Genomic DNA, 26,688 nt, shown 5'->3' with positions numbered 1-26,688 from the left:
GCTCTAGTGATCGATCGCTGGAGACCCCGCCGTGGAAGAGTTCCAGATCCCTGAGGACGTCACGAGCCTCGACGACGAGCAGCTCGCTGAAGCGCTCGCCGGCGCCACCGCCGCCTTCCAGGCCCTGTCGGGCCAGTCCCGCGTCACCGACAACACCATGAGCGACCTGCGTGCCCTGTCGACGTGCGTGCAGTCCATCCGCCAGGAGCAGGCCGACCGTGTCGCTGCGGCCGAGGCCGCCGCCGCCGAGATCGAGTCGCTTGCCGCCCAGGTGCGCGGCGACGAGGCGACCGAGCCCACCGAGGACGCCTCGGCCGAGTCGACCGCGGCCGCCACCGAGCCGGCCGAGCCCGCCGCCGAGCAGGAGACCCCCGCCGAGCCCGAGCCGCAGACGACGACCGCGTCCGCTGTCCGCCGCCCGGCCCTGGACCTGTCGCTCGTGCGGCAGCGCCAGCCGCGTGTCCTCCCGGAGCCGCCCGCCCCCGGCACTGTCATCACCGCGGCCGTCGACGTCCCCGGCTACACCCCCGGCGCGGCCCTCGACTTCAAGCAGGTCACCGCAGGCATCATCAGCCGCGCCAACGCCCTCAAGACCGCGGGCGGCGGCACGGGCCAGGTCATCAGCTACCACCACCCGTACCCGCAGGAACTCATCGTCACCGACTCGTCGTCGGCGCCGGAGGGCACCGAGGTCGCGCTGCGCGCCGCCGACCAGGCCCGCCTCCCGGAGCGGAACCTCGTCGCGTCCGGCGGCTGGTGCGCGCCGTCGGAGACGGTCTACGAACTGACCGACGTGGCCTGCCCCGACATGCTGTGGGACGCCCCGGAGATCCAGCTCGCGCGCGGCGGCCTGCGCTACTACAAGACGCCGTCGCTCGACGTCGCCGCGATGACGTTCGTGCACACCGAGGCCGACGACATCTCCGGCGCCACCAAGCCGTGCTTCAAGATCCCGTGCCCGGACCCGGTGGAGATGCGCTGTGACGCGGTCGGTGTCTGCCTGGAGGCGGGCATCCTGACGCAGCGCCACTTCCCTGAGCTCGTCAACTGGTACCTCAGGAACGCGATGGTGGCGCACGAGATCCGCCTGCGCTCCGTCCTGTTCCAGCAGGCCCTGGCGTCGGCGACGCCGGTCGCCATGCCGGCCTCGTTCGCCGCCCTGTCCGCCGTGTTCAACGCGGTCGCCCTCACCGCCGCCGACATGATCGAGCGGCACTCGTTCTGCGACACGATCAGCCTCGAAGTCGTCTTCCCGTGGTGGTCGCGGAACCTGTTCCTCGCCGACCTGGCCCGCCGCAACGGCGTCGGCATCGAAGAGGTGTCCACGGCCGACGTCCAGGACGTGTTCACGCCGCTCGGCGTCCGCATCCAGTGGGCCCGCAACCTCATCGACCCGAACGTCACCGGCGCCGACATCGGCCAGGCCACCCCCGCCACCGCCTGGCCCGAGGAGATCAAGTTCCTGATCTACCCGTCCGGTCAGCTCCAGATCGGCCGTGGCGAAGAGGTCAACCTCGGCGTCGTCCACGACTCGGCGAAGTTCTCCACGAACGACTACACGGCCCTGTTCTCGGAGGAGTGCGTCGGCCTCATCGACCGCTCCGTCGACACCCGTGTCGTCACCGTCCCGGTCTGCCCGTCCGGCGAGACCGGCGCGCAGACGCTGCTGACCTGCTCCGAGTCCTGACCGACCGCCCGCCCCACGTGCCGGGCCCGTGAACCACCCACGGGCCCGGCACGCCCCGATTTGGAGACCTGGAGGCGAGCATGGCCGGCCTGCGGAAGTACGTGGAGCCCATCAACGGGCGCCCACTGCCTAACGGCATCCTCCTCAACCCCTGCACCGACGTCCGCGAAGTCACCGACGAGCACGAGCTGCTGGGCACCGAGTGGCTCGGCCTGGGCTGCTGCCCCGTCAACGTGTGGCGCGACCCGTGCGCGGACGATGAATCGCCCGGCGACGAATCCCCGGGGGCGCCGCCCCGGAAGGCGTTCTGCAGGCCGGTCGCCGAGCACGCCGACCCGATCACCGTGTACGCGGGCGCCGAATGCTCCACGATGGGCTGGACCTACGGCGAGGCCCGCGCCCACGCCGAGGCGTCCTTGGAACTCGGCGAGCAGGAAGCCGTCGAGGCCGGGTTCTGGACGCAGAAGCTCGCCATGACGGCGACCGACCTCACCCCGGCCGACGGGCCGGTGAACATCGCGCAGGGCGTCGCGGCTCTCGAGGGCTGCCTCGCCGAGCAGTACGGCGGCGTCGGCACCCTCCACGTCCCGGCCGGTGCCGCCGCGCTCCTCGGCTGCTGCAACCTCGTCCACCGCGGCGACGACGGCTCCCTGTCCACGCTCGCCGGGAACTGCGTCGTCATCGGCGCCGGGTACTCGGCCATGAACACCGGCCCCGGCAACGTGCCCGCCGAACCGGGCACCGCGTGGCTCTACATCACCGGCCCCCTCGTCGTGCGCCGCGGACCGACCGTGACCGTGCCCGACCGCCCCAGCCAGTCCGTCAACATCCGCAACAACGACCTGCGCGTCCTGGTCGAGCGGACCTACGTCGTCGCCACCACGTGCACCGTGTGCGCGATCCAGGTGGTGACCTGCCCGTGAGCATCTTCATTCGCGTCCAGCCGACCCGTGCGCTGCGCGTACCGTTCGCCCGCTGGGCCGTCGCCCAGCAGCCGAAGGTCCGCACCGTCAGCATCACCGAATTCGCCGTGCCGCGAGCCCAGTTCACGGCTGTGCCGGAGGAGCTGCTCGCCGGGGCCCTCGTCGACGGCCAGCCGTACATCGCGCCCGACGGCGACGACCAGGAGCAGCACGAGCCGTCGGCGCTGGGGCCGGACCTCCTCGGCGTGGACCAGCCGGAGAGGGTGGGGATCCCCGGCCAGCCGCTGCCGCCCGTACCGGACGAGGCGTACGGCCCCGACTCGCAGCCGATCCCGCCCGCCGACGAGGAGCTGCCCCCGGCCGGCGACCCCGCCGAGGCGACCGAAGCCGCAGCCCCGCAGCCCGCCAGCGACGGAAGCGACTCGGGCGACGACTTCACCTGCCCGGACTGCGAGCGCCCGTTCAAGGGCGAGCGCGGCCTGGCCACTCACCGCCGTCAGGCGCACCCGGAGGACTGAGGAATGCCGGTCGAGCCCCTTCCCTGCGCCGACGGTGGCGGCTCCACACCCGTGGAGATCACCACCTGCTGCTCCCCGTCCATCGCCTCGACGCCCCTGTGCCGCGCCGACGGCACGACCGTCCTCGCCGTCATCCGCTCAGGCTGCGTCGAGTGCGGACAGGCCGCCGAGGACCCGGCCGTCGTGGGCTGGCTCGACGTCGCCGGCACCTTCACCGCCGGGCCGCTCCCAGCGGACGCCGGGCCGTGCGAGACCGGCTGCGTCGACACGATCTGCCGTCAACTGTGCGACGACACCGACGGCGACGGATACGCCGACGACACGTACTCCGAGCTGTGGTGCATCCGGGCTGACGGCTCGGCGGAACTCGTCCTCACCTACCAGGACGACCCGTCGACGCCGTACGCGCCCGTCTCGCCGGTCGAGTGCATCCACGCCTGCCCCGACTCGGAGACGGTGACCCTGTGCGACGACAGCGGGCCGTTTCTGCGCCGGTACTCGTTCCTCGCCGGGTCGGCGTCGTACGAGGACGTCGCCCTTGACGGGCAGACCCCGCACATCGTCACCGGCACGGTCGGCGTCTGCGACAGCAGCCAGGAGTGCGAGGCGCAGACCACCCCGGCCGCGACGCTCGGCCTGTGTCTCGCGGACGGCACCCCGATCGCCGTCCTCGTCACCCGGGACTGCGACGGCACAGTCACCCAGGACGGCTGGCTGAACCTCACCACCGGCACCTACTCCGCGGGGGACCCGCCCGTCGGGACGATGGCGTGCGGCAACCCGCGCAGCATCAGCACCACGGGCACGTTCTGCGACGTGGACCCCATGGGGGCCGTCCTCGGCCTGGTCCTCATCGAGTACACCTACGGCGCAGACGGCTCCGTCGACGCGGTGCGCCTGGTCGACGCCACCACCGGCCAGACCTACACGCCGCTGGGGGAGGTGACGACCTGCCCGGCCGGCGTCGAGCAGCCCGAGCGCGACCTCGTGCAGCTCTGCGACACCGCCGCGGACGGCACCGTGACCGAGTTCGTGCGGGACTACGCCCGTGACGAGAACGGCGCCATCACCGGCCACACGGACTACGGCCTCGACGGCGCCCCGTACACCCCGGCCGGGACCGTCGGGCGGTGCGAGCCGTCGACGTGCGGGGACTGCGAGGAGCGCGTCCTGTGCGACCTCCGGCCGATCATGACCACGATCGGTCTGGTGCCGGCTTCGCCGTCCACCCTGACCATCCCCGGCAGCTCCGTGACACTGACGCGGACCGGCGGAAACGGCACGCTCGTTGCGCCGCACCGCTACCTCGTACCGGCCGCCAGCCCGATGACGTGGACCGCATCGGCCCCCATCTGGATCCGGTTCCGTGTGCGGCTCCCCACCGGAACGGCCTGCTACACGCTGCCCGTCGGTACCCGGCCGCTGTCCCTCGGCTCCAACGCGACATGGGACGCCGCCACGCGCACCCTGTGCTTCACGGCGCCCAGCGCTTCGATCTACTCGACGTTCGTCACCGACGCGCGAACCTCGTTCGCCTTCGCTCTGGCCTCAGGGGCAGCCCTCGCCGAGTTCAGCGAATTCCAGGCCGCCACCGAGGCCGAGACCACACCGTTCCTGCGGACCACATGCCGGGACTGCGCCGGCACGGTCACCACGGTGACCGACACGGAACTCGACGCGGTCACCGCCTACACGGTGCTCGGCGAGGTCGGCGTCTGCGGCCCCTCGTTCGAGGAGTCGGAGGACTGCCGGGACACCTCCAGCACACTCCTGTGCGACACGTCCGCGAGCGACATCATCACCGTGTTCGACCCCGCGCACGTGGCCGGGCCGGACGGGTGGGAAGTCGTGTCCTTCACAGGCGCCAACCCCGGCTTCGGGCCCGAAGCGCCGATGCCGTACCCCGCCCGGCACGGGACGCTCATGGGCTACGCGGCGCTCGGAGCCCGCGCCGACCAGAACGCGGGCTCCGGCCCGGGCGGCTGGCCTGGCTACGACCTCGCGACCGTGAGGTGGGTGCTCCGCAAGACGTTCACCGCGCCCGAGGACGGTGTGGCGGTCGCCAAGTCCGTCGGCTTCCGCGGCGACGGCGGCGCCCGCGTGCGGATCAACGGCATCGACGCCGGCATGTACGGGCAGTGGAACCTGCCCGCGACGTCCGGCACCGCGGAGATCCCCGTCACGGCCGGTGCGAACACGGTCGAGATCGAGGTGCGGGACAGCAACGGCATCAACAACGTGTTCGGCCGCCTCGACATCGCTCTGCCGCGCACCGTGCAGTTCATGCGCCGTCAGGTCACGGACTGCGTCACCGGCGACGTTGTCGCCACGTACGACACCACCCTCGACGGGCAGCCGTACACCGTCACCGGCGAGGTCGGGCAGTGCGCTCCGGTCTCCGAGTGCTGCGAGCAGCCGCCGCCGGAAGCCCGCGTCGACGTCGAGACGTCCCTCCTGTGCGTCCGCGACACGGCCTCCGGGGACGTGCTCGGCCAGGTACTCGTCGAGCGCGTCTACGACGACCAGAGCGGCGACCTGGCGGAGCAGCGCCTCACCGACCTCGCAGGCGCCCCGTACACGCTCCCGGCCGGCGCCGAGCTGGCGCTGTGCCAGGAACCGGGCCACGACGTCGAGCTGGTACCGCTGTGCGTCCTCGACAACGCAACCGGCAGGTCCATTCAGGAGATCCTGGCGGAGATCGTCTACGACGAGACCGGCGCCCGGGTCGCGGCCCGGTTCGTCGACCGCGTCGACGGCTCTCCGGTCGCCCTGCCCGGCGGCACGCGTCTAGGGGTCTGCCCGGAGGGACAGCCGGAGCCTGACGTAGAGGTCGTGCAGCTCTGTGACCTCGTCGACGGGCAGGACCCGGTGCCGTTCCTGCGGCACCTCATCTACACGGCCGGGGCGACCACCCCGACCGTCGTGGACACCGACCTGGACGCCGTCACGCCGTACACCCTCACCGGCACGGCCGGCGTGTGCAGCGGCGATGGCACGGTCGAGCCGCCGTGCGGGAACACCGAAGTCGCGCAGCTCTGTGACGTGACGTACGACCCGCAGGCCCCGATTCCGACCCCGGCCGGTGACTTCACGCTGACCGGAAACGTGGTCGCGGCCAACGACGGCACCACCCTGTGGTTCGCCCAGGCCAACCAGCCCGCCGACGGCGTCGCGGAGCTGACCGTGAGCGGGCTCCTCCCGGCAGTCCTGTACGAGTTCCGGTTCGCGTCCGCATGGATCGGCGCGGGAGCCCCCGATCCGGCCAACAACAACGCCATCTACCTGTTGGAGATCCTGGACGGCGCAACGGTCCTGGCCACGAGGACACGGAACACGTCCAACGGGTCGAACGTCTTCCCAGGCGGCGTGCTGACCGAGGACCTGCCGCCGCTGGCGTTCATCGCCCCCGCCACCGGGGCGGTCACGATCCGCTTCACGGACCAGACGACTGGCGGCCCGGTCAACGACCGGGACCTCTTCCTCATGCCGTTCGAGGTGCGCACCGCCGTGCTCACCGTCAACCGGACGCCGTTCCTGCGCCGCCTCACCTTCGACTGCAACGGAAGCCTCACGTCCACCGAGGACGTCGGCCTGGACGGAGTCACCCCGTACGTCGTGCAGGGCGAGGTAGACCAGTGCACCGGCGAGGGCCCGACAGCCGGGATGGTCGTGCCGTGCGACGCGCAGAACGTCCTCGAGGCGTGCCGCTGCGACGACACCGACGGCGATGGCCTCCCGGACGTCAGCTACGTCGAGCTGCTCGCCGTCGACTGCGAGGGCCAGCTCACCAGCCTCGGCACGTACACGCCGGACCTGGGCGCGCCCTACACGCCCGTCTCCCCGGTCGACTGCGCGCTCGGCGACGAGGAGGGCGCCGACCCGGCGCTCGGCGTCCAGGCGCACCGCGTGGAGCTCGCCGCCGGAGCCTCCTGGAACGCCGCGGCCTGGCCCACCCTCCAGTCGGTCACGGCCGTCGCCCACAGCGGCACCGGAACCGTCACCACGGCCGACGGGCCGAGCACCCTGCACTCCGGCGAAGCCGCGACGTGGTCCGTGGGCCGCGACGCGGACGCCGCGCTCACCGGCCCGCTCACCATCACCGCCAACACCGGCACTGTCACCGTCACATGGACCCGAGGAGTAACGCTGTGAGTGGATGCTGCGGGCAGGGGCCCGTGATCGTGAGCGGCGCCGCCGCGCCGCCCCGGGTGGACGTCGAGACGCTGCTCCTGTGTGACGTTCTGGCGGACGGCACGGTCGCCGGTCTCGCCCTCGTCGAGCCGGTCTACGACACGATCAGCGGGGACCGTGTCGGCACCCGCACCGTCAACCCCGTGACGGGCGCCGCATACACGCCCACGGGCACGCTTCAGCAGTGCCAGCCGGACGGCTGCACCGCCACCACGACCTCCCTGGTGCTGTGCGACACCGCCACGGACGGCACCGTCACGCAATTCGTCCGGTCCACGACGTACGACTGCGAGGGCGCGCTCCTCGCCACCTTGGACCGCACGCTGGACGGCGCCCCGTACAGCGTCACCGGCACCGTAGGCGCCTGCCCCGTCTCCCCGGACTGCGAGTCGCCGACCACGCCCGTAACGTCGGTCGGTCTCTGCCTCGCGGACGGAACCCCGATCGCGGTCACCGTCGTGCGGGACTGCACCGGCGCCGTCACCTCCGAGGGCTGGATCAACCTCACCACCGGGGCATGGTCGGCCGGCGCCGTCCCCGTCGGGACGGTCGCGTGCGGCGATTCCCGCAGCATTCAGGTGTCCGGCACGTTCTGCGACGTGGACGCCGCCGGTGAAGTCGTCGGCCTGGTCCTCGTCGAGTACACCTACGACGACACCGGCGCGATCGCGGCCGTGCGTCTCGTCGACGCCATCACCGGCGCCGACTACACCCCGACCGGGACCGTCACCATCTGCCCGGCCGGCGTCGAGCAGCCCGAGCGGGACCTGCTCCAGCTCTGCGACACCGCCGCAGACGGCACCATCACCCCGTTCGTGCGGGACTACGCCCGTGACGAGAACGGCGCCATCGTCGGCCACAGCGACTACGGCCTCGACGGCACCCCGTACACCCCGACCGGCACGGTCGGGTCCTGCTCTGTCGAGCCGTGCCGGGACACCTCCAGCACCCTCCTGTGCGACACCACGACGACCGAGGCGGTCACCGTCTTCGACCCGGCAGGCGTCACCGGCCCGGACGGCTGGCAGGTCGTCGCCTTCACCGGCAACCAGCCCGGCTACGGGCCGACCGGCGCCATGCCGTACAGCGTCTATCAGGGCACGAACAACGCCGGTCAGGTCTCCTACGGGGCGCGCCCGGACCTCAACGCCGGGCCGAACAGCATCCCGTGGCCCGGCTACGACAACGCCCCGGTCCGCTGGATCATCCGCAAGACGTTCCAGGCCCCCGAGGACGGCACTGCGACCCTGACCGCCGTCGGCTTCCGAGCTGACGGCGGTGGACGGGTTCGGGTCAACGGCGTCGACATGGGCCTGTACTCCCAGTGGGGGCAGCCCGGCGTCGGCGGCGGTGGCCAGGCCCCAGTCACCGCCGGCCCGAACGTCATCGAGATCGAGGTCCGGGACGACTGGGGCTTCAACTGGGTGACCGGCCGCCTCGACATCGTCATGACCCGCACCGTCCAGTTCCTACGCAAGCAGGTCACGGACTGCGAGACGGGCGCCGTCGTCTCCCAGACAGACACCACCCTGGATGGCGAGCCGTACACCGTCACCGGCGAGGTCGGGCAGTGTCGCGGCATCACCGAGTGCTGCCCGCAGCAGAACACCGAGACCCTGACCCTGTGCGACGTCGCTGCGGACGGCACGGTGACGCAGTTCCTCCGCCACCTCACCCACGCCGAGGGCGGCGAGATCACGGGCGTGGCGGACACCCTCCTCGACGGCGCCACGACGTACACCCCGGCGGGGACGGTCGGCGTGTGCGCGACCCCACCGGCCGAGTGCGAGGCCGCTGCCGTCCAGACGTTCCGGCTGTGCGACCTCAACCCTGCCGTTGAGCCGGACGAGGTCGGCCAGCGTTGCGCCACTGCGTTCCTGCGGCACTTCGTCTACGGCTGCGACGGCACGGCCACGTTCCATGACACCGAGATGGACGGCGTCACCGCGTACACCCCGGTCCAGGTCGTGGAATGTGGTGAGAACCCGCCGAGCCTGCGCGAGCAGGTGTGGAACACAATCAGCATCGTTGCGGACCCGGCCGACGCGCGGGTGTTCACCTACACCGTTGCGAACAGCGAGGACCCGACGCAGACAGGCACCGTCAAGGTGACCGCCAGCGCGGCCTTCCCGAACGGCTGCGGTACGAACCCCGCTGCGCCGGTCTGGAACGGGCCCGTCACCTTCGCGTTCGAGCCCGACGCCGATGTGCTCGCCAAGGCGAGCGTCCTGCGGGTCGACGCGCTCGACTGGGACAGCTGGGAGGACAAGACGATCCCGACCGGATCGACGCTGCCCGACCGTGTGGAGTCCGACCTCGGCCACAGCCAGATCAGCGCCGGCCGCTGGCACAGCGCCGCCGACAACAACACCGGCCACTTCTACTTCGACGGCCCGCCCGCCATCGTGCGCGTCGGCAACCGCAACGACGGCGGCGGCCTGGGCTGCGTCGCCCCCGCATTCGGGTTCATCACCCTCGTGCCCGGCCCCGGCTGCGGCGCCGTCCCCGAAGTGGACCACATCGTCCAACCGCTGTGCGACGTCACCGCGACCGGCCCTATCCCGTTCCTGCGGCACTGGGCCGTGGACAACTCGTCCGGCACCCTCACCGCGCTCCAGGACACCGCCCTGAACGGGACCACGGCCTACACGCCGACCGGCACCGTCACCGTGTGCGGCCAGCAGCCGGACGCGCCGGTCCTGACGGGCGTACGGCGCGTCACTGGCTCGACCACGCTCCAGAACCTCAAGACGGAGTTCCCGGGCCTCCAGTCGGTCAGCCTGTCCGTCCTGGCCGGGGCCGTGAACGTCGCCATGTCGAGCGGCAACAGCCAGCCCCTCCCGGCGGGCGCCTCCGCCACCTGGTCCGTAGCGGACACCGATGACTCCGCGCTCGCAGCCGCCGCATTCGCTGGCGTCACGACCGCCGCGGACTACTTCCTTGCGTGGACCTACAAGGCGGGAGCGGCAGGCTGATGGCGGGTACAGACTCAGCGCTTCGAGGCGGCACGCCTGCGGTAGACCCGCAGGCGTGCAACGCCCTGACATCCGGGCCGGCCGGGCTGCTGGTGCCCCGTACGGCCTTGTCCGGCCTCGCACCGGGCGGGGCTGTCGGGGCCTCCCGATCGGTGGACATCGACGTCACCGACACGGGCGGCCGGGACTGCCCGGACACCTGGCAGATCGGCGCGCGCCTGTCTCCGGTATCCGGCGAGGCGGACCTCGGGGCACAGACCAACCTGCTCGCCAACCCGGGGAACTGGGTACCGACAGCGCTCACGATCACTCTCCCCGAGGTGGGCCGCTACGCGGTGCACTGGAACGCTCAGGGGCAGATCTGTGCGCAGGCTAGCCACAGCTCTAACCGGTGGCTACAGGTCCGGGTGATCGACAGCGCAACCGGCACGGTCCTGTCCGGTGCTCGGACGACCTGTCAGCACCAGTTCGCCACCGTGGCCGGACAGACGTTGCAGGCGTGTGTGACCGGCAACGCCACCATCAGCCACCAAGTCACCGTGACCACGGCCCCTCTGACGCTGCGGCTCCAGGCTGGCGCGTTCGGCCCGGAGGGCACGTGGCAGAGCGCCACGATCCAGCCCGGCGAGACGCACGTCTTCTTCCACAAGATCTCTGACTAAGGAGCCCTCATGTCCGGTACCAGCGGCAGCGTGGCAGCGGCCACCCCCGATGACGAGTACGAGATCCTGTGCGACGACGCCGGCTCGTTCCTGCGGCGCTACGAGACCAAGGACGGCGCGACCGTCGTCAAGGACACGCGGCTCGACGGCACGACCGCCTATACGCCCACGGGCACTGTGCGGCGGTGCGACACCGTGACGGCGGCGGCGAACCCGCAGATCGATTCCACGCTCCAGCGGCAGACCGGCGCGGGCACCGTGACCATCGCGGCCGGAGCCCGGTCCGTGACGCTCGTCGTCTACGCCGGTACGCCCACCGTAGCGATCGGCGGCGGTACCGCCGTCACGCTGGCGTCCGGGACCTCCCTGACGTGGGGCGTGGACCAGGGCGGGCACGCGGGGGAGACGTTGCAGGACGCGTTCGTGTTCACCGGGGTCGCCGGGTCCGACTTCCTCGTCAGTACGACGAGGGAGATCTAACCCCGTGAGCACGGCGGGCGACTACGAGGCGCCGCCACGGCGCCTGAAGCGGGCGGCCGCCGTCACGGACAACTCCGGCAACGCGACGTTCACCTGGCCGGCCGGGGCGTTCGCCGCGCCCCCGGTCGTCACCATCGGACTCCAGGGGACGAGTGCGTTCCGCTCGTACTCCATCACCGCCAACACGGCCACGGCCACCACGGTCAATGTCCTCGCGTCGGCGGGCGTCACCCTCCTCGGGATCGGCGTCCTGGCCGTGGGCACCCCGGCCGCCGGGATCACCGTCCACGTCCACGCCATCGCCCCGTGAGCAGCCCCATGCGCATCCTGTTCGTCCTGCCCGTCTACGGCCGCCGCGTCCTGCCGAACGGGGCGGCGGTCACCTCGGCGGAGTACGTGCGCGGGCTTGCCGCTGCTGGCCATCACGTTGATGTGATCACGACCGTGCGTGAGCCCGGTACGCCGCGCACGCTGGACGGGGTGCGGGTGTGGCCGCTGGCGACCTGGCGGCGTGCCCTGGCGGCCGTCCGGCCCGAGCTGCTGGTCTCCCACCACGGGGACCGCAAGGCTGCTCGGATCACCAGCGTGGCGGCCGACGTGCCGCACCTGCTCATGGCCCACGGCATGGCCGACAACCGGCAGTTGCCACCGGCTGATCTGGTCTGGTTCCCGTCACAGGCATGCTGCGACCACTACCCCTACGAGGGCCCGTCGCTCGTCCTGCCGCCCCCGATCGACCCCGGCCGCTACCGGACCGGCCGCGGCCGGCTCATCACCCTCAGCGGAGCGACGGACGCGAAGGGCGCCGACGTCCTCACCTCCCTCGCCGCACGGCTGCCCGGCGAGCGGTTCCTCATGGTCCGCGCCGCGAACGACGCTCCGGGCCCTGGGCTGCCGAACGTGGAAGTCATCGAGCGGGCCGACCCGAAGAGCGTCTACGGCCGTACCCGGGTTCTGCTCATGCCGTCCGCCGTGGAGTCGTACGGGCGGGTCGGCGTCGAGGCCGGCCTGTCTGGCATTCCCGTGATCGCTGCTCCTCTGCCCGGGATCCGCGAGGCCCTGGGCGACGCCGCGGCCTACGTCGACCGGGACGACCTTCCCGGCTGGAGGGCGGCGATCGAGCACCTGGCCGATCCGGTGGCATACGCGGCGGCCTCCGAGCGCGCCCGCGCTCACGCTGACGGCCTCGACTTCCCGGGAAATCTCCGGGCGTTCGAGGAGGCGTGCCGCTCGCTCGTGCCCCGCACCCCAGGAACCCGACGGCGCGTGCCCCAGACGGCACGAGCAGCCCGCCCAACGGCGGGGCCCGCGGTCGTCGTCCCACGTACCCCGGAGGTCGTCGCGTGGATCCACTTCGGCGTGCCCTACCGGCAGGCCGGGTCGGAGACGATGCTCCACACGATGATGCGGGCCTTGCAGGACGTTGGGCGCAGCGTGCTGGTGGTGTGCTCGGAGATGCCCGATGCGCCGCCTTCCTGGCAGGTCGACCGTGTCCCGTACGTCCAGGTGGAAGCGGACGCGGCCGAGGCGCAACTCCGGGCGATGAGCCCGCGCGTCCTGGTCACGCACCACCACTTCGGGCACCGTGCCGTCACGCTCGCCCGAGAGATCGGCGCCCGGTCAGTCCTCCTACTCCACAACGACCACGACCAGCCGGCCATCAGTGCCAGCCCGGACCTGTGCGTCTACAACACGCAGTGGATCGCCGAGTCCCTCGCTCCCAGGTATCCGCACCTCGGGACGATTCCGGACCTCGTCGTACACCCGCCGGTGATCCCTGGCGAGCACCGGGCCCCGGCCGCCGGACGGCACGTCACCCTCGTCAACCTCAACCGGGACAAGGGCGTCGACACCTGGCGTGCCGCCGCGCGCCTTCTGCCGGGGCTGCCGTTCCTCGGCGTCACCGGGGCTCACGGCAGGCAGCACCCGCGGCCGCTGCGCCCGAACATGAAGGTCATCCCTCAGACGACGGACATGCGCCGCGACGTGTGGGCCCGCACGCGAGTCCTCCTCGCGCCGAGCGTGTACGAGTCGTACGGCATGGCCGCCGTAGAAGCCCTCGCCTCTGGCATCCCTGTCATCGCCCACCCCACGCCGGGCCTGCGTGAAGCGCTCGGCGACGCGGCGACGTTCGTCGACCGGGCAGACTCGCGCGCCTGGGCGGACGCCATCCGGCGCCTCCACACCAACGGTCGGCACCGCGCGAAGATGTCGGCCCTGGCACGGGCCCGCAGCGCCCACCTCCACACGCAGACCGGCCGCGAGCTGACCTTGTGGGTGGACGCCGTCAACCAGATGGTCGCCGCTTAGACTTCACACTGAAGCCGCTGGTTCTGGGCCGGGCGCCTCCTCCCAACTCGTTTGAGGAGCCCCACCCATGGCGAAGTGCTGCGGCGCCCGCTCCTGCTCTTGCACCGTGATCGCCGGGCCCGGCGTCACGGTCGAGGGGAACGGCTCGTCCTCCAACCCCTACGTCATCAGCTCCGGCTCGTCGACCCCCACGGTCCTCGGCGTCTCCGACTCGACGACCGTCGACATGACCCTTACGGGCACCGGCACCGCCGCTGATCCGTACGACGTCTCGGCCACGGTGATCCTGGACCCGGCCCCACCGGGCGGCGGAACGAACCTGCTGCACGAGGGGCCTGACGGGCTGTTCGTCGAATGCGCCGACGTCCGGACGTGCTTCTCCGCCGGGGACGGCGCCGCGTACGACGCGGGCACGGGGGAGGTCGAGGCACGCCTGTCGCCCCAGGCCGGGAACACGCTCGTGTTCGGCCCTGACGGCGGCCTGTATGTGCCCCCTCCGGCGCCCTTGGACGTCGGCTGCGGCCTCACCGGCGACGGCAGTGCGGGATCCCCCCTCACCCTGGCCACGGCGGCCTGGCCGTACCCCTGCCAGCCCGAGGCGGCCGGCACGGTCGTCACCTGTGACACGAACGGTCAGCTGCGCGGCGCGCCCGAATCGAAGGCGTACTTCGAGCAGTTCACCGAGATGAGGGACTACGCGAACCTGCCCGTCCCCGCCGGGTTCGATGTGGTCGCCGACACCTTCACCTGGACGTACACGAACCCCGACCCGTGCAGGTCCGTGACGGTCTTCCTGGAGCGAGAGTCGGACGTCGACTTCGACCTGCCCGCGGGCGCTGGCGCCGCTGCCGGACAGGACACCGACGAGATGTCGTACTTCCGGAACTCGGGCACGACCGCGATCATCGACCAGCACGTCCACAACACGAAGGTCTACCGGCATCAGGTGTCCCTCGCCCCCGGGGCGACCGCGACCGTCACCTTCCCCGTCACGATCGGCCGCGGGTCCGGTGGCGCGACCTACAACCGCATCCAAGTTTTCCTGCGCGCGATGATGCACACCCTCTAGGAGCGGCCATGTCCACTGCTGTCGAAACGACCTACTACGCACTGTTCGACGACGGGTCGGCGGGCGTCATGACGTCCACCACGGGCGAGGAGCCGCCGCTGCCCAAGCCGGGCCGGCTCGTCGACCAGGCCGAGTACGAGGCGCGCCGCGACGCGCTTCAGACGGAGCGCGAGGAGCACGTCGCGGCGCTCCAGGCCGAGGACGAGCGGCGCACCCGCGAGGACTACGAGGCGCTGCTCGCCTCCGGGCTTCCCGAGGCGACCGCGCGGCGCCTGTCCGGCTACACCGGCCCGAGCGGTGACGCCTGACCGGCCGACGTATCTGCGCCCGGCGTCGAACGTCGGGCGCAGATAGACTTCCTGGTGGGTAGCCGCTGGTTCTGGGCCGGGGTACGCATCGCATTGACGCTGCTGGTTGTGGGCCGGGCCAACACCTCTCGTGTTGGAGGACCCCAGTGACCTGCCCCCTGATCGCAAACCTCGACACCGTCCGTGTCACGCGAGTTGACGCCTGCGGCCGGCCGGTCTGCGGCGAGGACAACGGCTTCGTCTTCGACTGCCTGGCCTCCGTTGCCATGAACCCGAACACCGAGGACGGCGAGGACGTCAACTACAAGGCGGCCAACGGTCGCCAGTGCGGCTTCAAGCGCGGCTGCCCCACGTTCAACGGCTACGACGTCGAAGTGAATTTCTTCAGCGTCTCGCCCGAGTTCCTGGAGATCACGACAGGCAACCCAGTCGTCTACGACTACTCCGGCAAGCCCATCGGCTACGACGACTGCTCACTCCAGTGCAACAGCGGCTTCGCCCTGGAGCTGTGGGCCGAGGTCCTCGGCGAGGACGTATGCGACGCCCAGGGCACCGGCGACGGCGCGTGGATCTACTTCCTCCTGCCGTGGGTGACGAACGGCATCCTCGGCGACCTGGAGGTCGGCGCCGAGGCCGTCACGCTCCAGCTCACCGGCGCCACCCGTGCAGGCGGCGGCTGGGGCACCGGCCCGTACGACGTCATGGCGCACGACGCGGCCGGCACTCCGGGCGGGCTCCTCACCCCGCTCGGCGCGAACTGCCACCGCCGGACGTTCGTCACCACGGTCGCCCCGCCGGAGCCGGTCTGCGAGTACACCCCGGTCACCGGCGGCCTGTGCCTGGCCTCCTGACGCCATGTCGCTCATGGACATCGTCGTCCCGGTGAGGGTCGGCGCGGTGAACAACCAGCTCCGCTACGCGCTGCGGAGCTGGGCCGCGCACCTCCCGCACCGGGACGTGTGGATCGTCGGGCACCGTCCCCCGTGGGTGGAGGGTGCCCGGCACCTCGCCACGCCGCAGACCGGTACCAAGTACGTCAACACGACCAGGGCTGTCGCCGCGGCCTGCCGCAACCCGGGCATCAGCGACCCGTTCGCCCTGCTCAACGACGATTTTTTCGTGATGGAGCCGCTGCCGGACGGGGTGCCCATCCTGCACCGCGGCCCGGTCCGGGACGTCGAGGCGTACTACGCGACGCGAGGCAACGGGCAGTACCTGCGGGGGCTGAGGGAGACGCGGGACCTCCTCGTCTCCCTCGGCTACGACGACCCCATGTCGTACGAGCTGCACGTCCCCCTCGTCGTCCACAAGGAGCCGATGCTGCACGCCCTCGACGTCGGCCGCCGCCTGAACGTGCTCCACAAGCGCACCGCGTACGGGGTCCTGGCCGGGCTGGGCGGCGAGCAGATCGAGGACGTGAAGGTCATGTGGCGCGGCCCGCAGATCCCGGCCGGCCCGTTCCTGTCGACCATGCCCGACGCGTTCGACAACGGGCGGGTTGGCGCCCACATCCGGGCGGCCTTCCCGACGCCGGGCCCGTACGAGAAGGGACGCCGTCGGTGATCACGACTGCCCCGTGCGAACCGTGGCCGATCCGCCCGTGCTGCGACGTCAGCCAGTACGACGAGGAAGACGTCGGGTTCTGGCAGAAGGTCGCCACCACGACCCTGTGGCGCCTGTCCGGGATGCGGTGGGGGCCATCCTGCCCGATCACCGTCCGCCCCTGCCGGAGAGCCTGCCTGGACTCGTACGCGTTCCCGGTCCGCTGGGCGGCAGTGGGCCCCTGGATCCCGTACATCGGCGTCGACGGAGAGTGGCGCAACGCCTCGGTCTGCGGCTGCGCCTTGTCCTCGTCCTGCTCGTGCGGGGAGCTGTGCGAAGTCCGACTCGAGGGCCCGGTCCACGACATCGTGGAGGTCAACCTCGACGGGCAGGTCCTCGCGCCGGGCCTGGAGTACCGGGTCGACGCGCCCAACCTCCTCGTCCGCCTCGGCGGCGAGTGCTGGCCCACCTGCCAGCAGATGGAGAAGGCTCCCGGCGAGGAGGGCACCTTCGCGGTCACCTACCGGCTCGGGCTGCCGCTCGACGAGACCGCGATCGCCGCCGTGTCGGAACTGACGTGCCACCTGCTCAAGGGGTGCGGCTCCGGCTGCGGCTGCAACGCGCCGAGGAACGTGACGCGCATTCAGCGCCAGGGCGTCGAGATCGAAGCCGACCCGAGCATCGTCTACAGCGAAGGACGCACGGGCCTCCCCGTGGTCGACGCATGGCTGATGACGGTCAACCCGCATCACCTCGACAGCCCGTCGCGGGTCTACAGCCCGGACTTCCGGAGGAACCGGGTGACGACGTGGCCCTGACCCCGTACGCGCTGCACGACCTGGCGGAGGCCGTTCTCGGCTGCGTGTGCGCCCAGTTGGAGGCCGTCGCCGCCGAGGTCGACGGGCAGCCCGGCTGCCCCGCACGCGCCTGCGTCGTCCCCGGCGCGCCGGCCTGGGACACGTGCGACGCACCGTGCGACGGGGACGGGGCGCCCGGGCAGCTCACCGTGAGCGTGGCGCAGCTGTACCCGTCGACCGCCGGTCTCCTCACCGACCGGGAAGTCCGTGGGGTTCGCGGCTGCGCGCCTCCCGCGCTGACGGCGGCCGAGCTCGTCATCACACTCCTGCGGTGCGCGCCCATGCCGTCGGACAACGGGTGCCCGCCGTCGTGCGAGGAACTGTCGGAGTCGTCGCGGATCCTGCACGTCGACGCGACCACGGTCTACAGCGCCCTCCTGTGCTGCCTGCCGCAGACGGGGACCGGCCGGCGAGGCCCGAAGTTCGTCATCGGTGCGCAGCGCGTCATCGGCCCGGAAGGCGGCTGCGTCGGCATCGAGCAGCGCGTCACGGTGGCCCTGCCGGGCTGTGGCCGGTGCCCAGGGGAGGAGTCGCCGTGAGTGTCGAAGTGCGGGTCGAGCCCGGCCGAATCAGTCGCATGCTGCGGCTGCGCGGCGGCCTGGCCGAACGCGGCCTCCGTAAGCGGACCGCGAAGGTCGCCCGGCTCGCGGAGCAGCTCGCCCCAGGCACCATGGGCAGGTACATCACGTGGAAGGTCCGCCCCGGCCCCAAGGGCCTGGAAGGCGTCATCCAGTGCGACCACCACGCCGTGCACTACGTCCTCAACGGAACGAGGCCGCACATCATCCGCCCGCGCCGCCGCAAGGCCCTCAGGTTCGAGATCGGCGGAGAGGTCGTCTTCGCGAAGGTCGTGCACCACCCCGGCACGAAGCCGAACAACTTCCTGGCGAAGGCACTCCGCCTCGGCAAGTAGCACGCCACCCGCCCCCGGCGGCAGGCGACGACGCCCACGGCTGCCGGTGCTCTACCCTGTGCCCGCCGCTGGTTTTGGGCCGGGCAACACTGCGGGACACCAAGGGGCAGCCGCCATGCGGAAAACGTTCGCTCTGCACACTGAACCTCACGTCGCCGAGATCGGCGACGACATCCGCCTCCTGTTCAAGGCGGAAGTCATGGGCGACGACTTCATGGACTCGTACGCCGAGCTGCGGGAATCGCAGGCGACGAAGGGCGTCGACCTCGACAACTTGCAGGGCGCCGATATCGATCGCGTGCGGGAGGTCACGGCGACGCTGCGCCGGTTCCTCGCCTCGCTGATGGAGGACGAGTCCGCCGAGGACTTCCTGCGGACCCATGTGAAGAAGGACGGCAAGGTCCTCGAAACGTTCGCCGACTGGCCGACCGCCGTGGAGTTCGCGGCCGGAGTGGACGGCGGTGGGGCGCGCGCCGTCTACGACATCCGTCTTCCCGACCGGGTCCTGGTCGAGCTGCTGGAGTGGGCGGTGGAGCTGTACGGCGGCGGCTCGCGCCCTACTACGTCGTCTTCCGGCTCTGCGTCTCGATCGCAGAAGGCTGGGAGGCGTGGGATGGGAGTCTCGCCCTCAAGGGTGTCGACCCCCGCCAGTGGGTCCTGAGCCGGATGCTGAACGCCGCCGAGGCGGCCATGGACATGGGTGCCGCCGACGACGCGGAGAGGGCCCGCAACCGGGCCAAGCTGTACGCCCCGCCGCAGGGCGTGAAGCCGGACAAGACCCGGCCGGGCGCCCCTGGCGGCGGAATGGGGATGCAGCAGGCGCGCGACCTCGCCGCACGGCTCGCGGCAGAGGACGCCAAGCTCGCCGGGAGACGCACCGGCTAATCTGAGAACGCGGCCGGACCTGCGAGTCCGCCCGTATGCCGCTGGTTCTGGGCCGGGCAACACCACGCACACGAGTGGGGTTGCCCGTTGGCCGGCGAGGACGAGGACTACGGCAGCGCAACAATCCGGATCGTCCTGGACGACGCGGAAGCGGTCGCGGACGCCCGCGATCTCGGGATCCGGATCTCGCGGGCTCTGGACCGGTCGACGAGGAACGTCGGCGCTCAGATCCACCGCAACATTCAGCGCGGGCTGACCGCTGCTGGCGCGGTCAAGGTGAGGGTCGAGCCGGACCTTCGCCGGTTCGACGCTGCTCTCCTGGCCCAGCTCCGGTCGCTGGAGAGCATCAACATCCCGGTCGCGCCGGACATGGCCGGGTTCGTCGAGCGGATCCGCGCGCACCTGGCCGGCGTTGAGGTCTCCGTCCGCGTCGTCCCGGACTTCGACGACTTCGACTCTCGTGTCCGAGCCCACAGGGCGCCGCCAGTCAACGTCCGCGTCGACGTCGACGGCGCGGACACCGATCGGCTCGGCCGCGCGCTGTCCGGGCTCGCCGGCATCGCTGGGCGGGTCGGGGGCGCCCTTGGCGGACTCCTGCGGTTCGGCGCGATCGGTATCGCCGCCGCCGGTGCCGCGCAGGGCATCGGCAGCCTCGTCGCCGCGCTCGCCCCCGCCGCCGGCATCATCGCCGCGCTCCCCGCCGCCGTCATCGGCTTCCAGGTCGCGCTCGGCACCCTGAAGCTCGCCCTCGCCGGCGTCTCGGACGCGTTCGGCGCCGCACTGACCGGCAGCGCGGACGAGTTCGAGAAGTCGCTGGAGAACCTGTCACCGGCAGCGCGCGCCGCAGCGCTCGAAGTACGGGCGCTCCGGCCGGCGTTCGAGTCGCTGCGCAACAGCGTCCAGGACAGCTTCTTCCAGCAGTTCCAGGGCGACATCACCGCCACGGCGGACGCCCTCAAGGGGCCGCTGAAGACGGGCCTGTCGGACATCGCCGCCGGGTGGGGCGTCGCACTGAAGAACGCGCTCGGCTACATCCAGGGCGCACAGGGCGTCGCGAACGTCACCTCGATCCTCGGGGCGACCGGCGCGGCGGTCGACGGGCTCGGCCAGACCACGAACAAGGTCACGGCCGGCGTACTCCAGATGGCGGCCGCGGTCTCGGACGCCTTCGGCGCCCGACTCGGCGGCGCGATCTCCAGCATCGGCCAGCGGTTCGGCACCTTCCTCCAGGAGGCGGCCAGCAGCGGCAAGGCCGTCGAATGGGTGGAGGGCGCGCTCCAGGTCTTCCAGCAGCTCGGCGGCGTCGTCGCCAACGTCGGCGGCATCATCACCGGCGTCTTCCGCGCTGCTCAAGGGGCGGGCGGCGGTCTCCTCGGCAACCTCAAGGAGATCACCGGCTCCCTCCGGGAGTTCGTCAACAGCGCCAGCGGCCAGTCCGCGATCGGGAACATCTTCAGCACCGTCGCGACGATCGCGGCGCAGCTAGGCCCGATCCTGTCCGCCCTCGTTACGCAGATCGGGGCGATCGCCCCCGCGCTCGCCCCGGTCTTCACTGCCCTGGGGCCCGCGCTCGTCGGCCTGATCGACGCGCTCGGACCGGCGCTCGCCTCGATCGCTCCCGCCCTCGCGACGATCGGTCAGGCCCTCGCCGAAGGGCTCGGCATCCTCGGCCCCGCCCTCGCCCCGCTCGGCCAGGTCCTCGGGTCCGCGCTCGCGGCCCTGGCCCCGATCCTGCCGCTCGTCGGGCAGCTCGCCGCTGTCCTCGCCCAGATCCTCGCGCCCGCGCTACAGAATCTGGTCACCCTCCTGGCGCCGGTCATCTCGGCCCTGGTCGACGCGCTGATGCCGGTCCTGCCGCGGATCGGTGAGGCGTTCACGACGCTGTCGACCGCGATGACGCCGCTCGTCGCCCAGATCGCGCCCCAACTCGTCGCGCTGGTCGGGAGCCTGTCACCGGTCCTGTCGACGCTGGCCGACGTCCTCGTCCGGATCGCGGTCGCCCTGGTGCCGGTTGCCACCGCGCTGGGCGACGCGCTCATCCCGATCTTGCCGCCGCTGATCGCCGGGTTCGACGCGGTCCTCCAGGCGCTGGTGCCGCTGCTGCCGCTCCTCGCGCAGCTCGTCGAGGCCTGCGCGCCGCTCCTCGTCACCGTCATCCAGCTCGCGGGCCCGATCCTCCAGGTCGCGGCCGGGTTCCTGTCCTGGCTGGCGATCAACGCCGTCGTCCCGGTCATCCAGGCGGTGATCACGGTCCTGTCCGGGCTGGTCAGCGGGCTCGGGTCGGCCATCCAGTTCATCATCGGCCTGCCCGGCATGATCGGCGGCGCGCTGACGTCACTCGGTTCGTCGATCGGCTCGTTCTTCTCCTCCCTCGTCACGACCCTGTCGACGTGGGCGGTGACCGCCTTCGATGCGGTCGTCGGGTTCTTCACCTCGCTGCCAGGCTGGATCATGGGGGCGCTCGCCGCGCTGCCCGGCCTCCTGGTCGACCTGTTCACCAGCGCCGTCGCCGCCGTGGGCATCGCCCTGCTCACGGCGCTCGGCGCGATCATCTTCGCGTTCACCGAGCTGCCCGGCCGGATCGTGTCCGCGCTGGCGTCGCTGGGCTCGACGATCGGCTCGTTCTTCACCAGCGCGTTCAACTCGGCGCGGTCCGCCACCACGTCGTTCCTCGGGAGCGTCGCCTCCTGGTTCGCCGCGCTGCCCGGCCGGATCGGGTCGGCGATCGCCGCGCTGCCCGGCATCGTCGCGCAGTGGTTCCGGTCGGCCGGATCCAGCGCGCTCGCTGCGGCCCGCTCGTTCGGCGGCTCGGTCGTCGGGTTCTTCTCGTCCCTGCCCGGCCGGATCGGGTCCGCGCTGTCCGCGCTCGGCTCCCGGATCAGCGGAGCGATCTCCAGCGCGGCCGGGTCCGCCCGGGCAGCAGCGTCGAACCTGATCTCCGGCGTCGTGGGCCTCTTCTCCGGCATCGGCGGGCGGATCGCCTCGGCGATGGGGAACGTCGGCTCCCAGATCGTCTCCAAGATCAAGAACGGGGTCCCTTCCGGGATCCGCAAGTACCTGCCGTTCGCGAAGGGCGGCATCGTCTACGGGCCCACGCACGCGCTGATCGGCGAGGCGGGCCCCGAGGTCGTCATCCCGCTCACGAAGCCGAAGCGGGCGATGGACCTCGCGGCGCGCTCTGGGCTTCTCGGGATTCTCGGGGTGCAGCAGGCGCAGGCGTTCGCCGCGGCGGACGAGGGCAGCACGGCGGCCGTCGGCGCGGGCGTGAAGAGTCTGCGCAAGGCGCTGGTGGGGATCGCGACGCTCCTCGACGGGATCGGCTCGCAGGTCGTCGCCGGCATCGTCGCCGGGATCCGCGACAACTCCGGGGACCTGGCCGCCGCCGCCAGCGATCTCGCGGACTCTGCCGTCGTCGCCGCGAAGGACACGTTGGGGATCGCGTCCCCGTCCAAGGTGTTCGCGAAGATCGGCCGGGACGTCGGGCGCGGCTTCATCGCAGGGCTGACCGGCACCTCGGCGCAGATCAAGGCGACGACCGACAAGCTGGCGAAGGACATCATCAGCGCGTTCTCGGGCAAGAAGACGAACCTCGACGACCGCCTCGTCCGCATGGTCGACGCCGGGAACAAGAGGCTCCAGGGCCTCGCCAAGCAGCGCGACTCCCTCATCAAGAAGATCGCCGACGCCCAGAAGTTCGCGGCGGACACCACGAAGAAGGCGCTCGACGCGTTCTCGCTGCAGAACCTCACGCAGGGCCAGGGCGCGGTGACGGCGAAGTCCTTGGCGGTCGGCCTGGAGGACGCCGTCCAGCGGGTGAAGACGTTCCAGGCGCAGCTCAACAACCTCGCCAAGCGCGGACTTTCGAAGGACTTGTTGGCCCAGATCATCGGCCTGGGCCCGGTCGCCGGAGCGGAGATCGCGACGGCTCTGGCCGGGTCGACGAAGGACTCCCTCAAGCGGCTGAACTCGCTCCAGTCCCAGCTGTCGAAGGCGTCGACCACCCTGGGCCGTACGAGCGCTGACGTGTTGTTCGACGCAGGGAAGAACGCCGGGAAGGGCTTCCTGGCCGGCTTGCAGGGCCAGCGGAAGAACATCGAAAAGTTGATGCTGGACATCGCGAAGGGCATGCAGTCGGCGATCCGCTCCGCGCTGCGTATCAAGTCGCCGTCGCGGGTGTTCATGCACATCGGCGACATGACCGGGCTCGGCCTGCACCTGGGGCTCCTCAAGCGGATGGGCGCGCTTCAGGACGAGAGCCGGGACGCGGCGCGCGTCCTCGCCGACGGGGTCCGGGCTCAGCTGTCCGGGCTCGGCGGCAGCCTCCCGGACTCGAGCGCCGTCATCCCGCTGACGCGCGCTCAGCGGGCCCGCCAGGCCGCCGCCGAGGCGGTGCCCGGCCGCCGCGGCGGGGCCGGCGGCAACGGGGCGACGATCATCAACAACTTCGAGATCCGGGAGGTCGGCGACGGCCACGCCACGGCGCAACGCGTCGTCAACCGGCTCGTACTCGCGGCAGGAGTGATGGGCTGATGGCGGCCGAGTGGTACATGAACTACGGCGGGGTCGAGGTGGTCAACCACGCCCGGCTGTCGACGTATCTGTCGACGGTCGGCTCCCCGTTGACGGACTTCAGCGGCTGCGGCTGCCCCACGTTCGGCGCGGACGTCCTCGAGGAGCTGCCGTACACGACGCCGGACAGCGAGGACAATCCGGCGCCCTGGTACGACCCCGACGTGCCGCAGAGCACCGAGTTCGCCGGGATCATGGTCCTCAACGTCGACGGCATGGACGACTACCCCGTCCAGCGGTCGGTGACCGGCGGCATCACCGGCGGCGGCGCCATCGGCCCGGCCCGCGCGTTGCCCCGCACGATCACCGTCACAGCCCTCGTCCTCGGCTCCACCTGCTGCGGCGTCGACTACGGTCTCCATTGGCTCGGCCAGGTCCTCCAGGGCTGCACGTCGGGGGAGTGCGACGGTGACTGCCTCCAGGTGTTCAACTGCTGCCCGGGCGAGGACCTGGAGCCGGCCGAGTTCCAGCAGCGCCACCGGCGGACGCTGCGCCGGGTCGCTCTCATCGACGGGCCCCGGATCGTCGGGCGTGCGGGTGACGGCTGCGGCACCGGCCGCTGCCAGAGCGGCGCGGACATTCTCACCGTGGAGGTCGTCCTCACCGCCGCCGTGCCGTGGCTGTGGACCGACCCGATGCCGATGATCGAGGTCACCCCGCCCATGGACCTCGCTGGGGACTGCGTCGAGTGGTGCGTCCATCCGGCCGGTGACGCCGGCTGCCCGGGCGGCTGCCGGTTCGCGGCCTGCCCCGACCCCACAGCGGCGTGCGCCGACACCCGGTGCGCGACCGAACTGCCGCCGCTGCCGGGCGCCCCGCTGAACACCTGCTACTGCCTGCCGCTCGCCTCGGAGCGGGCCTGCTACGACATGGACCTCACCGGCCGGCCGAACTGGTCGTCGGACGTGCCCGTGATCACGGTGCGGTCCGGGTCCGACGAGCTGCGGAACCTGACGATCGAGATCTACGAGCACGGCGACGAGACACTCACCTGCGAGGAGACCGCCGACCTGGAACGGTGCGCGCCGCACGCGTTCTTCCACGTCGCCTACGTCCCCGCGGGCGGGGCCGTGACCCTGGACGGGCAGACCGGCCGGGCCACCGTCGAGTGCGGCGGGACGTGCGAGTCGAGCCCGGACGTCTACGGCCTCGACGGCATGCCGCCCAAGTATCCGCTCCTGGAGTGCGCCACCTACTGCGTCTGCCTATCGACGGACTTGCAGAACCCTCCGGCGCTCGACGCGGTGGTCACGGTCAACGTCTCCGGGAGGGGCCTGTAATGGCGGTAGCGGGGTGCGGCACCCACCAGGCCGCCGTGCTGGACCGGAACGGCGCGACGATCGCAGTCGCGGAAGTACTCACCGAGATCGAGTGGACGCGGTCGCTGGACAACGTCAGCACGGCGCGCGCGGTGATCCAGCCGGACGGCGACTGCTGCGGGCGGCTCAGCAACATCGGCACGTGGCGCAACAGGCTCGTCGTGTTCCGCGACGGCCAGTACGTGTGGGACGGGCCCCTCACCGGGATCAACTGGAACCTCGGCCAGGTCGAGCTGGTCGCTTCCGACGTGCTGGCCTGGCTCGACAACCGGGTCCCGCACGAGACCCGGGACTTCAAGAACGTCGACCTGTCCGCCATCGCGGAGTGGCTCATCGAGGACGGCTACGAGCCGGACGACCCCGGACACTCGATCGAGATCATCGACCGGGCCGGCATCTCCGGGTCCCGGTCGTACACGCGGGGGATCGGGCAGACCGGCGACCACCTGCGCCAGCTCGCGGAGGCCGGGATCGACCTCACCGCGATCGGCTCGAAGATCCTGCTCCTGCCGGAAACCCACATGGCGAGCGTCGGCCGCCTGTCCGACGCGGACCTCCCCGACGGCCTCCAGGTCGCCGAGGAGGGGACGAGCCTCGTCACCCGGTGGGTCGTCGCCGGATCCGAGCAGAGCGGCGCCGTCGGCTCGTACGGCGGCGTGGACCGCTACTACGGGCTCCACGAGCGGTACATCGAGATGAACGAGATCACCGACAACGATTCGGCGGTCGAGGCCGCGCAGGCGCGCCAGCGGGTGAGTCGCGTCGTCCCGGTGTTCGTCGACACGCAGCAGGTCACCATCAGCCCCCTCGCCGCGATCGACGTGCCCGCGCTGGTGCCCGGCTGGTGCCTGGACGTGACGTCGGCCGAGACGTGCCGCAAGGTGTCCCAGCGGCTGAAGATCACGGGCGTGAAGGTGGCCGAGACCGCGGGCGACGACAATTCGCCCGGCACGGAGAGCGTTCAGGTCCAGGTGGCGGCGAGCGGAGCGGAGGCGGCCTAGTGGCAGTTCGAGGAGGGCCCGCGCGCCGGGTGGTCGGCAATCCGCTCGCCGGGGTCCTGGTCCACCTGGACCAGCGTGCCCGGATCGGCGGCCGCCGCCGCACGACGAACCCCGACGACGACCAGACGCCGCCGCCCCCGCCCGCCGCCACGCCCAGCGCCCCGCTCGCAGCCGTCCTGACGACCGGTGAGGACGGGCGGGTCCGCTGGGAGTTCACCGTCCGGTACGGCTCGGCACCAGCTGTCACGGCCACCGCCGTCGACCCCGAGCCAGGCGACGACGAGCGGACAGTGTGGGCCGTCCTGGAGGAAGTCACCAGCTGGTACGTGACCGCCCGCGTCTGGCAGACCCGCCCGCGCCGAGGCACAGGAGTCGCGGCCCCGGCCGGTGCAGGGGTCCGCGTCCACCTGCTCGCCACCCCGGCCCCGCCTGCGGCCGGTTAACCTGCTGCTCGCGCCGCTGGTTGTGGGCCGGGCCGC

22 protein-coding genes are annotated in these 26,688 nt (G+C 71.6%); all 22 read left to right on the top strand.

Features of this window, described 5'->3' with window-relative positions; all coding sequences use genetic code 11:
• Positions 1 to 31: 31 nt before the first annotated feature.
• The 22 genes from ACZ4E1_RS17705 (at position 32) to ACZ4E1_RS17600 (ending at position 26,652) form a co-directional block, all read left to right on the top strand.
• Positions 32 to 1,687: a major capsid protein gene (locus ACZ4E1_RS17705; RefSeq protein WP_467540047.1), complete on the top strand. Its 1,656-nt coding sequence runs from the start codon at positions 32 to 34 to the stop codon at positions 1,685 to 1,687.
• 80 nt (positions 1,688 to 1,767) lie between these two features.
• The gene (locus ACZ4E1_RS17700) at positions 1,768 to 2,610 is read left to right on the top strand and encodes a cupin (RefSeq protein WP_467540045.1); all 843 of its coding nucleotides are present in this window, start codon (positions 1,768 to 1,770) and stop codon (positions 2,608 to 2,610) included.
• Positions 2,607 to 3,128 carry a hypothetical protein gene (locus tag ACZ4E1_RS17695; RefSeq protein ID WP_467540042.1) on the top strand — a complete coding sequence of 174 codons (522 nt, stop codon included), beginning with the start codon at positions 2,607 to 2,609 and terminating at the stop codon, positions 3,126 to 3,128. Before ACZ4E1_RS17700 ends, ACZ4E1_RS17695 begins: the two co-directional genes overlap by 4 nt.
• Positions 3,129 to 3,131: 3 nt before the next feature.
• Positions 3,132 to 7,280, top strand: a complete 4,149-nt coding sequence (locus tag ACZ4E1_RS17690; RefSeq protein WP_467540040.1) for a hypothetical protein — start codon at positions 3,132 to 3,134, stop codon at positions 7,278 to 7,280.
• Positions 7,277 to 10,294 (top strand): hypothetical protein, encoded by a 3,018-nt coding sequence (locus tag ACZ4E1_RS17685; protein WP_467540038.1) that lies wholly within the window; start codon positions 7,277 to 7,279, stop codon positions 10,292 to 10,294. The genes ACZ4E1_RS17690 and ACZ4E1_RS17685 overlap by 4 nt, the downstream gene beginning before the upstream one ends.
• A gap of 152 nt (positions 10,295 to 10,446) precedes the next feature.
• Positions 10,447 to 10,956, top strand: coding sequence for a hypothetical protein (locus ACZ4E1_RS17680; protein ID WP_467540036.1), 510 nt, complete (start codon positions 10,447 to 10,449; stop codon positions 10,954 to 10,956).
• Between the two features lie 9 nt (positions 10,957 to 10,965).
• Positions 10,966 to 11,436 carry a hypothetical protein gene (locus ACZ4E1_RS17675; protein WP_467540034.1) on the top strand — a complete coding sequence of 157 codons (471 nt, stop codon included), beginning with the start codon at positions 10,966 to 10,968 and terminating at the stop codon, positions 11,434 to 11,436.
• 4 nt (positions 11,437 to 11,440) lie between these two features.
• On the top strand, positions 11,441 to 11,746 hold the full coding sequence (locus ACZ4E1_RS17670) for a hypothetical protein (protein ID WP_467540031.1): 306 nt from the start codon (positions 11,441 to 11,443) through the stop codon (positions 11,744 to 11,746).
• Positions 11,743 to 13,746 (top strand): glycosyltransferase family 4 protein, encoded by a 2,004-nt coding sequence (locus tag ACZ4E1_RS17665; protein ID WP_467540029.1) that lies wholly within the window; start codon positions 11,743 to 11,745, stop codon positions 13,744 to 13,746. Before ACZ4E1_RS17670 ends, ACZ4E1_RS17665 begins: the two co-directional genes overlap by 4 nt.
• 67 nt (positions 13,747 to 13,813) lie before the next feature.
• The gene (locus tag ACZ4E1_RS17660) at positions 13,814 to 14,815 is read left to right on the top strand and encodes a hypothetical protein (RefSeq protein WP_467540027.1); all 1,002 of its coding nucleotides are present in this window, start codon (positions 13,814 to 13,816) and stop codon (positions 14,813 to 14,815) included.
• A gap of 8 nt (positions 14,816 to 14,823) precedes the next feature.
• On the top strand, positions 14,824 to 15,123 hold the full coding sequence (locus ACZ4E1_RS17655) for a hypothetical protein (protein WP_467540025.1): 300 nt from the start codon (positions 14,824 to 14,826) through the stop codon (positions 15,121 to 15,123).
• Positions 15,124 to 15,269: 146 nt separating this feature from the next.
• Positions 15,270 to 15,974, top strand: a complete 705-nt coding sequence (locus ACZ4E1_RS17650) for a hypothetical protein (RefSeq protein WP_467540023.1) — start codon at positions 15,270 to 15,272, stop codon at positions 15,972 to 15,974.
• Between the two features lie 4 nt (positions 15,975 to 15,978).
• Positions 15,979 to 16,686: a hypothetical protein gene (locus ACZ4E1_RS17645; RefSeq protein ID WP_467540020.1), complete on the top strand. Its 708-nt coding sequence runs from the start codon at positions 15,979 to 15,981 to the stop codon at positions 16,684 to 16,686.
• Positions 16,683 to 17,483 (top strand): hypothetical protein, encoded by an 801-nt coding sequence (locus tag ACZ4E1_RS17640; protein WP_467540017.1) that lies wholly within the window; start codon positions 16,683 to 16,685, stop codon positions 17,481 to 17,483. Before ACZ4E1_RS17645 ends, ACZ4E1_RS17640 begins: the two co-directional genes overlap by 4 nt.
• Complete coding sequence (locus tag ACZ4E1_RS17635) at positions 17,474 to 18,061, top strand: hypothetical protein (protein WP_467540015.1); 588 nt, start codon at positions 17,474 to 17,476, stop codon at positions 18,059 to 18,061. Before ACZ4E1_RS17640 ends, ACZ4E1_RS17635 begins: the two co-directional genes overlap by 10 nt.
• Positions 18,058 to 18,435: a hypothetical protein gene (locus ACZ4E1_RS17630; protein ID WP_467540014.1), complete on the top strand. Its 378-nt coding sequence runs from the start codon at positions 18,058 to 18,060 to the stop codon at positions 18,433 to 18,435. Before ACZ4E1_RS17635 ends, ACZ4E1_RS17630 begins: the two co-directional genes overlap by 4 nt.
• Before the next feature lie 115 nt (positions 18,436 to 18,550).
• Positions 18,551 to 19,096 (top strand): hypothetical protein, encoded by a 546-nt coding sequence (locus tag ACZ4E1_RS17625; RefSeq protein WP_467540013.1) that lies wholly within the window; start codon positions 18,551 to 18,553, stop codon positions 19,094 to 19,096.
• A 5-nt stretch (positions 19,097 to 19,101) separates the two neighbouring features.
• Positions 19,102 to 19,320 carry a hypothetical protein gene (locus ACZ4E1_RS17620; protein WP_467540012.1) on the top strand — a complete coding sequence of 73 codons (219 nt, stop codon included), beginning with the start codon at positions 19,102 to 19,104 and terminating at the stop codon, positions 19,318 to 19,320.
• An 87-nt stretch (positions 19,321 to 19,407) separates the two neighbouring features.
• Positions 19,408 to 23,850 (top strand): phage tail family protein, encoded by a 4,443-nt coding sequence (locus ACZ4E1_RS17615; RefSeq protein ID WP_467540011.1) that lies wholly within the window; start codon positions 19,408 to 19,410, stop codon positions 23,848 to 23,850.
• Entirely contained in the window at positions 23,850 to 25,169 is a 1,320-nt protein-coding gene (locus ACZ4E1_RS17610; protein WP_467540010.1) for a hypothetical protein, read from the top strand. The genes ACZ4E1_RS17615 and ACZ4E1_RS17610 overlap by 1 nt, the downstream gene beginning before the upstream one ends.
• Positions 25,169 to 26,209, top strand: coding sequence for a hypothetical protein (locus ACZ4E1_RS17605; protein WP_467540009.1), 1,041 nt, complete (start codon positions 25,169 to 25,171; stop codon positions 26,207 to 26,209). Before ACZ4E1_RS17610 ends, ACZ4E1_RS17605 begins: the two co-directional genes overlap by 1 nt.
• Entirely contained in the window at positions 26,209 to 26,652 is a 444-nt protein-coding gene (locus ACZ4E1_RS17600) for a hypothetical protein (protein ID WP_467540008.1), read from the top strand. Before ACZ4E1_RS17605 ends, ACZ4E1_RS17600 begins: the two co-directional genes overlap by 1 nt.
• The last annotated feature ends 36 nt before the right edge of the window (positions 26,653 to 26,688 follow it).

The organism is Streptomyces sp. NPDC025806 (assembly GCF_055558275.1).
The sequence above is the reverse complement of the archived record's forward strand: the minus strand, read 5'-3'. Positions and strand labels throughout refer to the sequence as shown.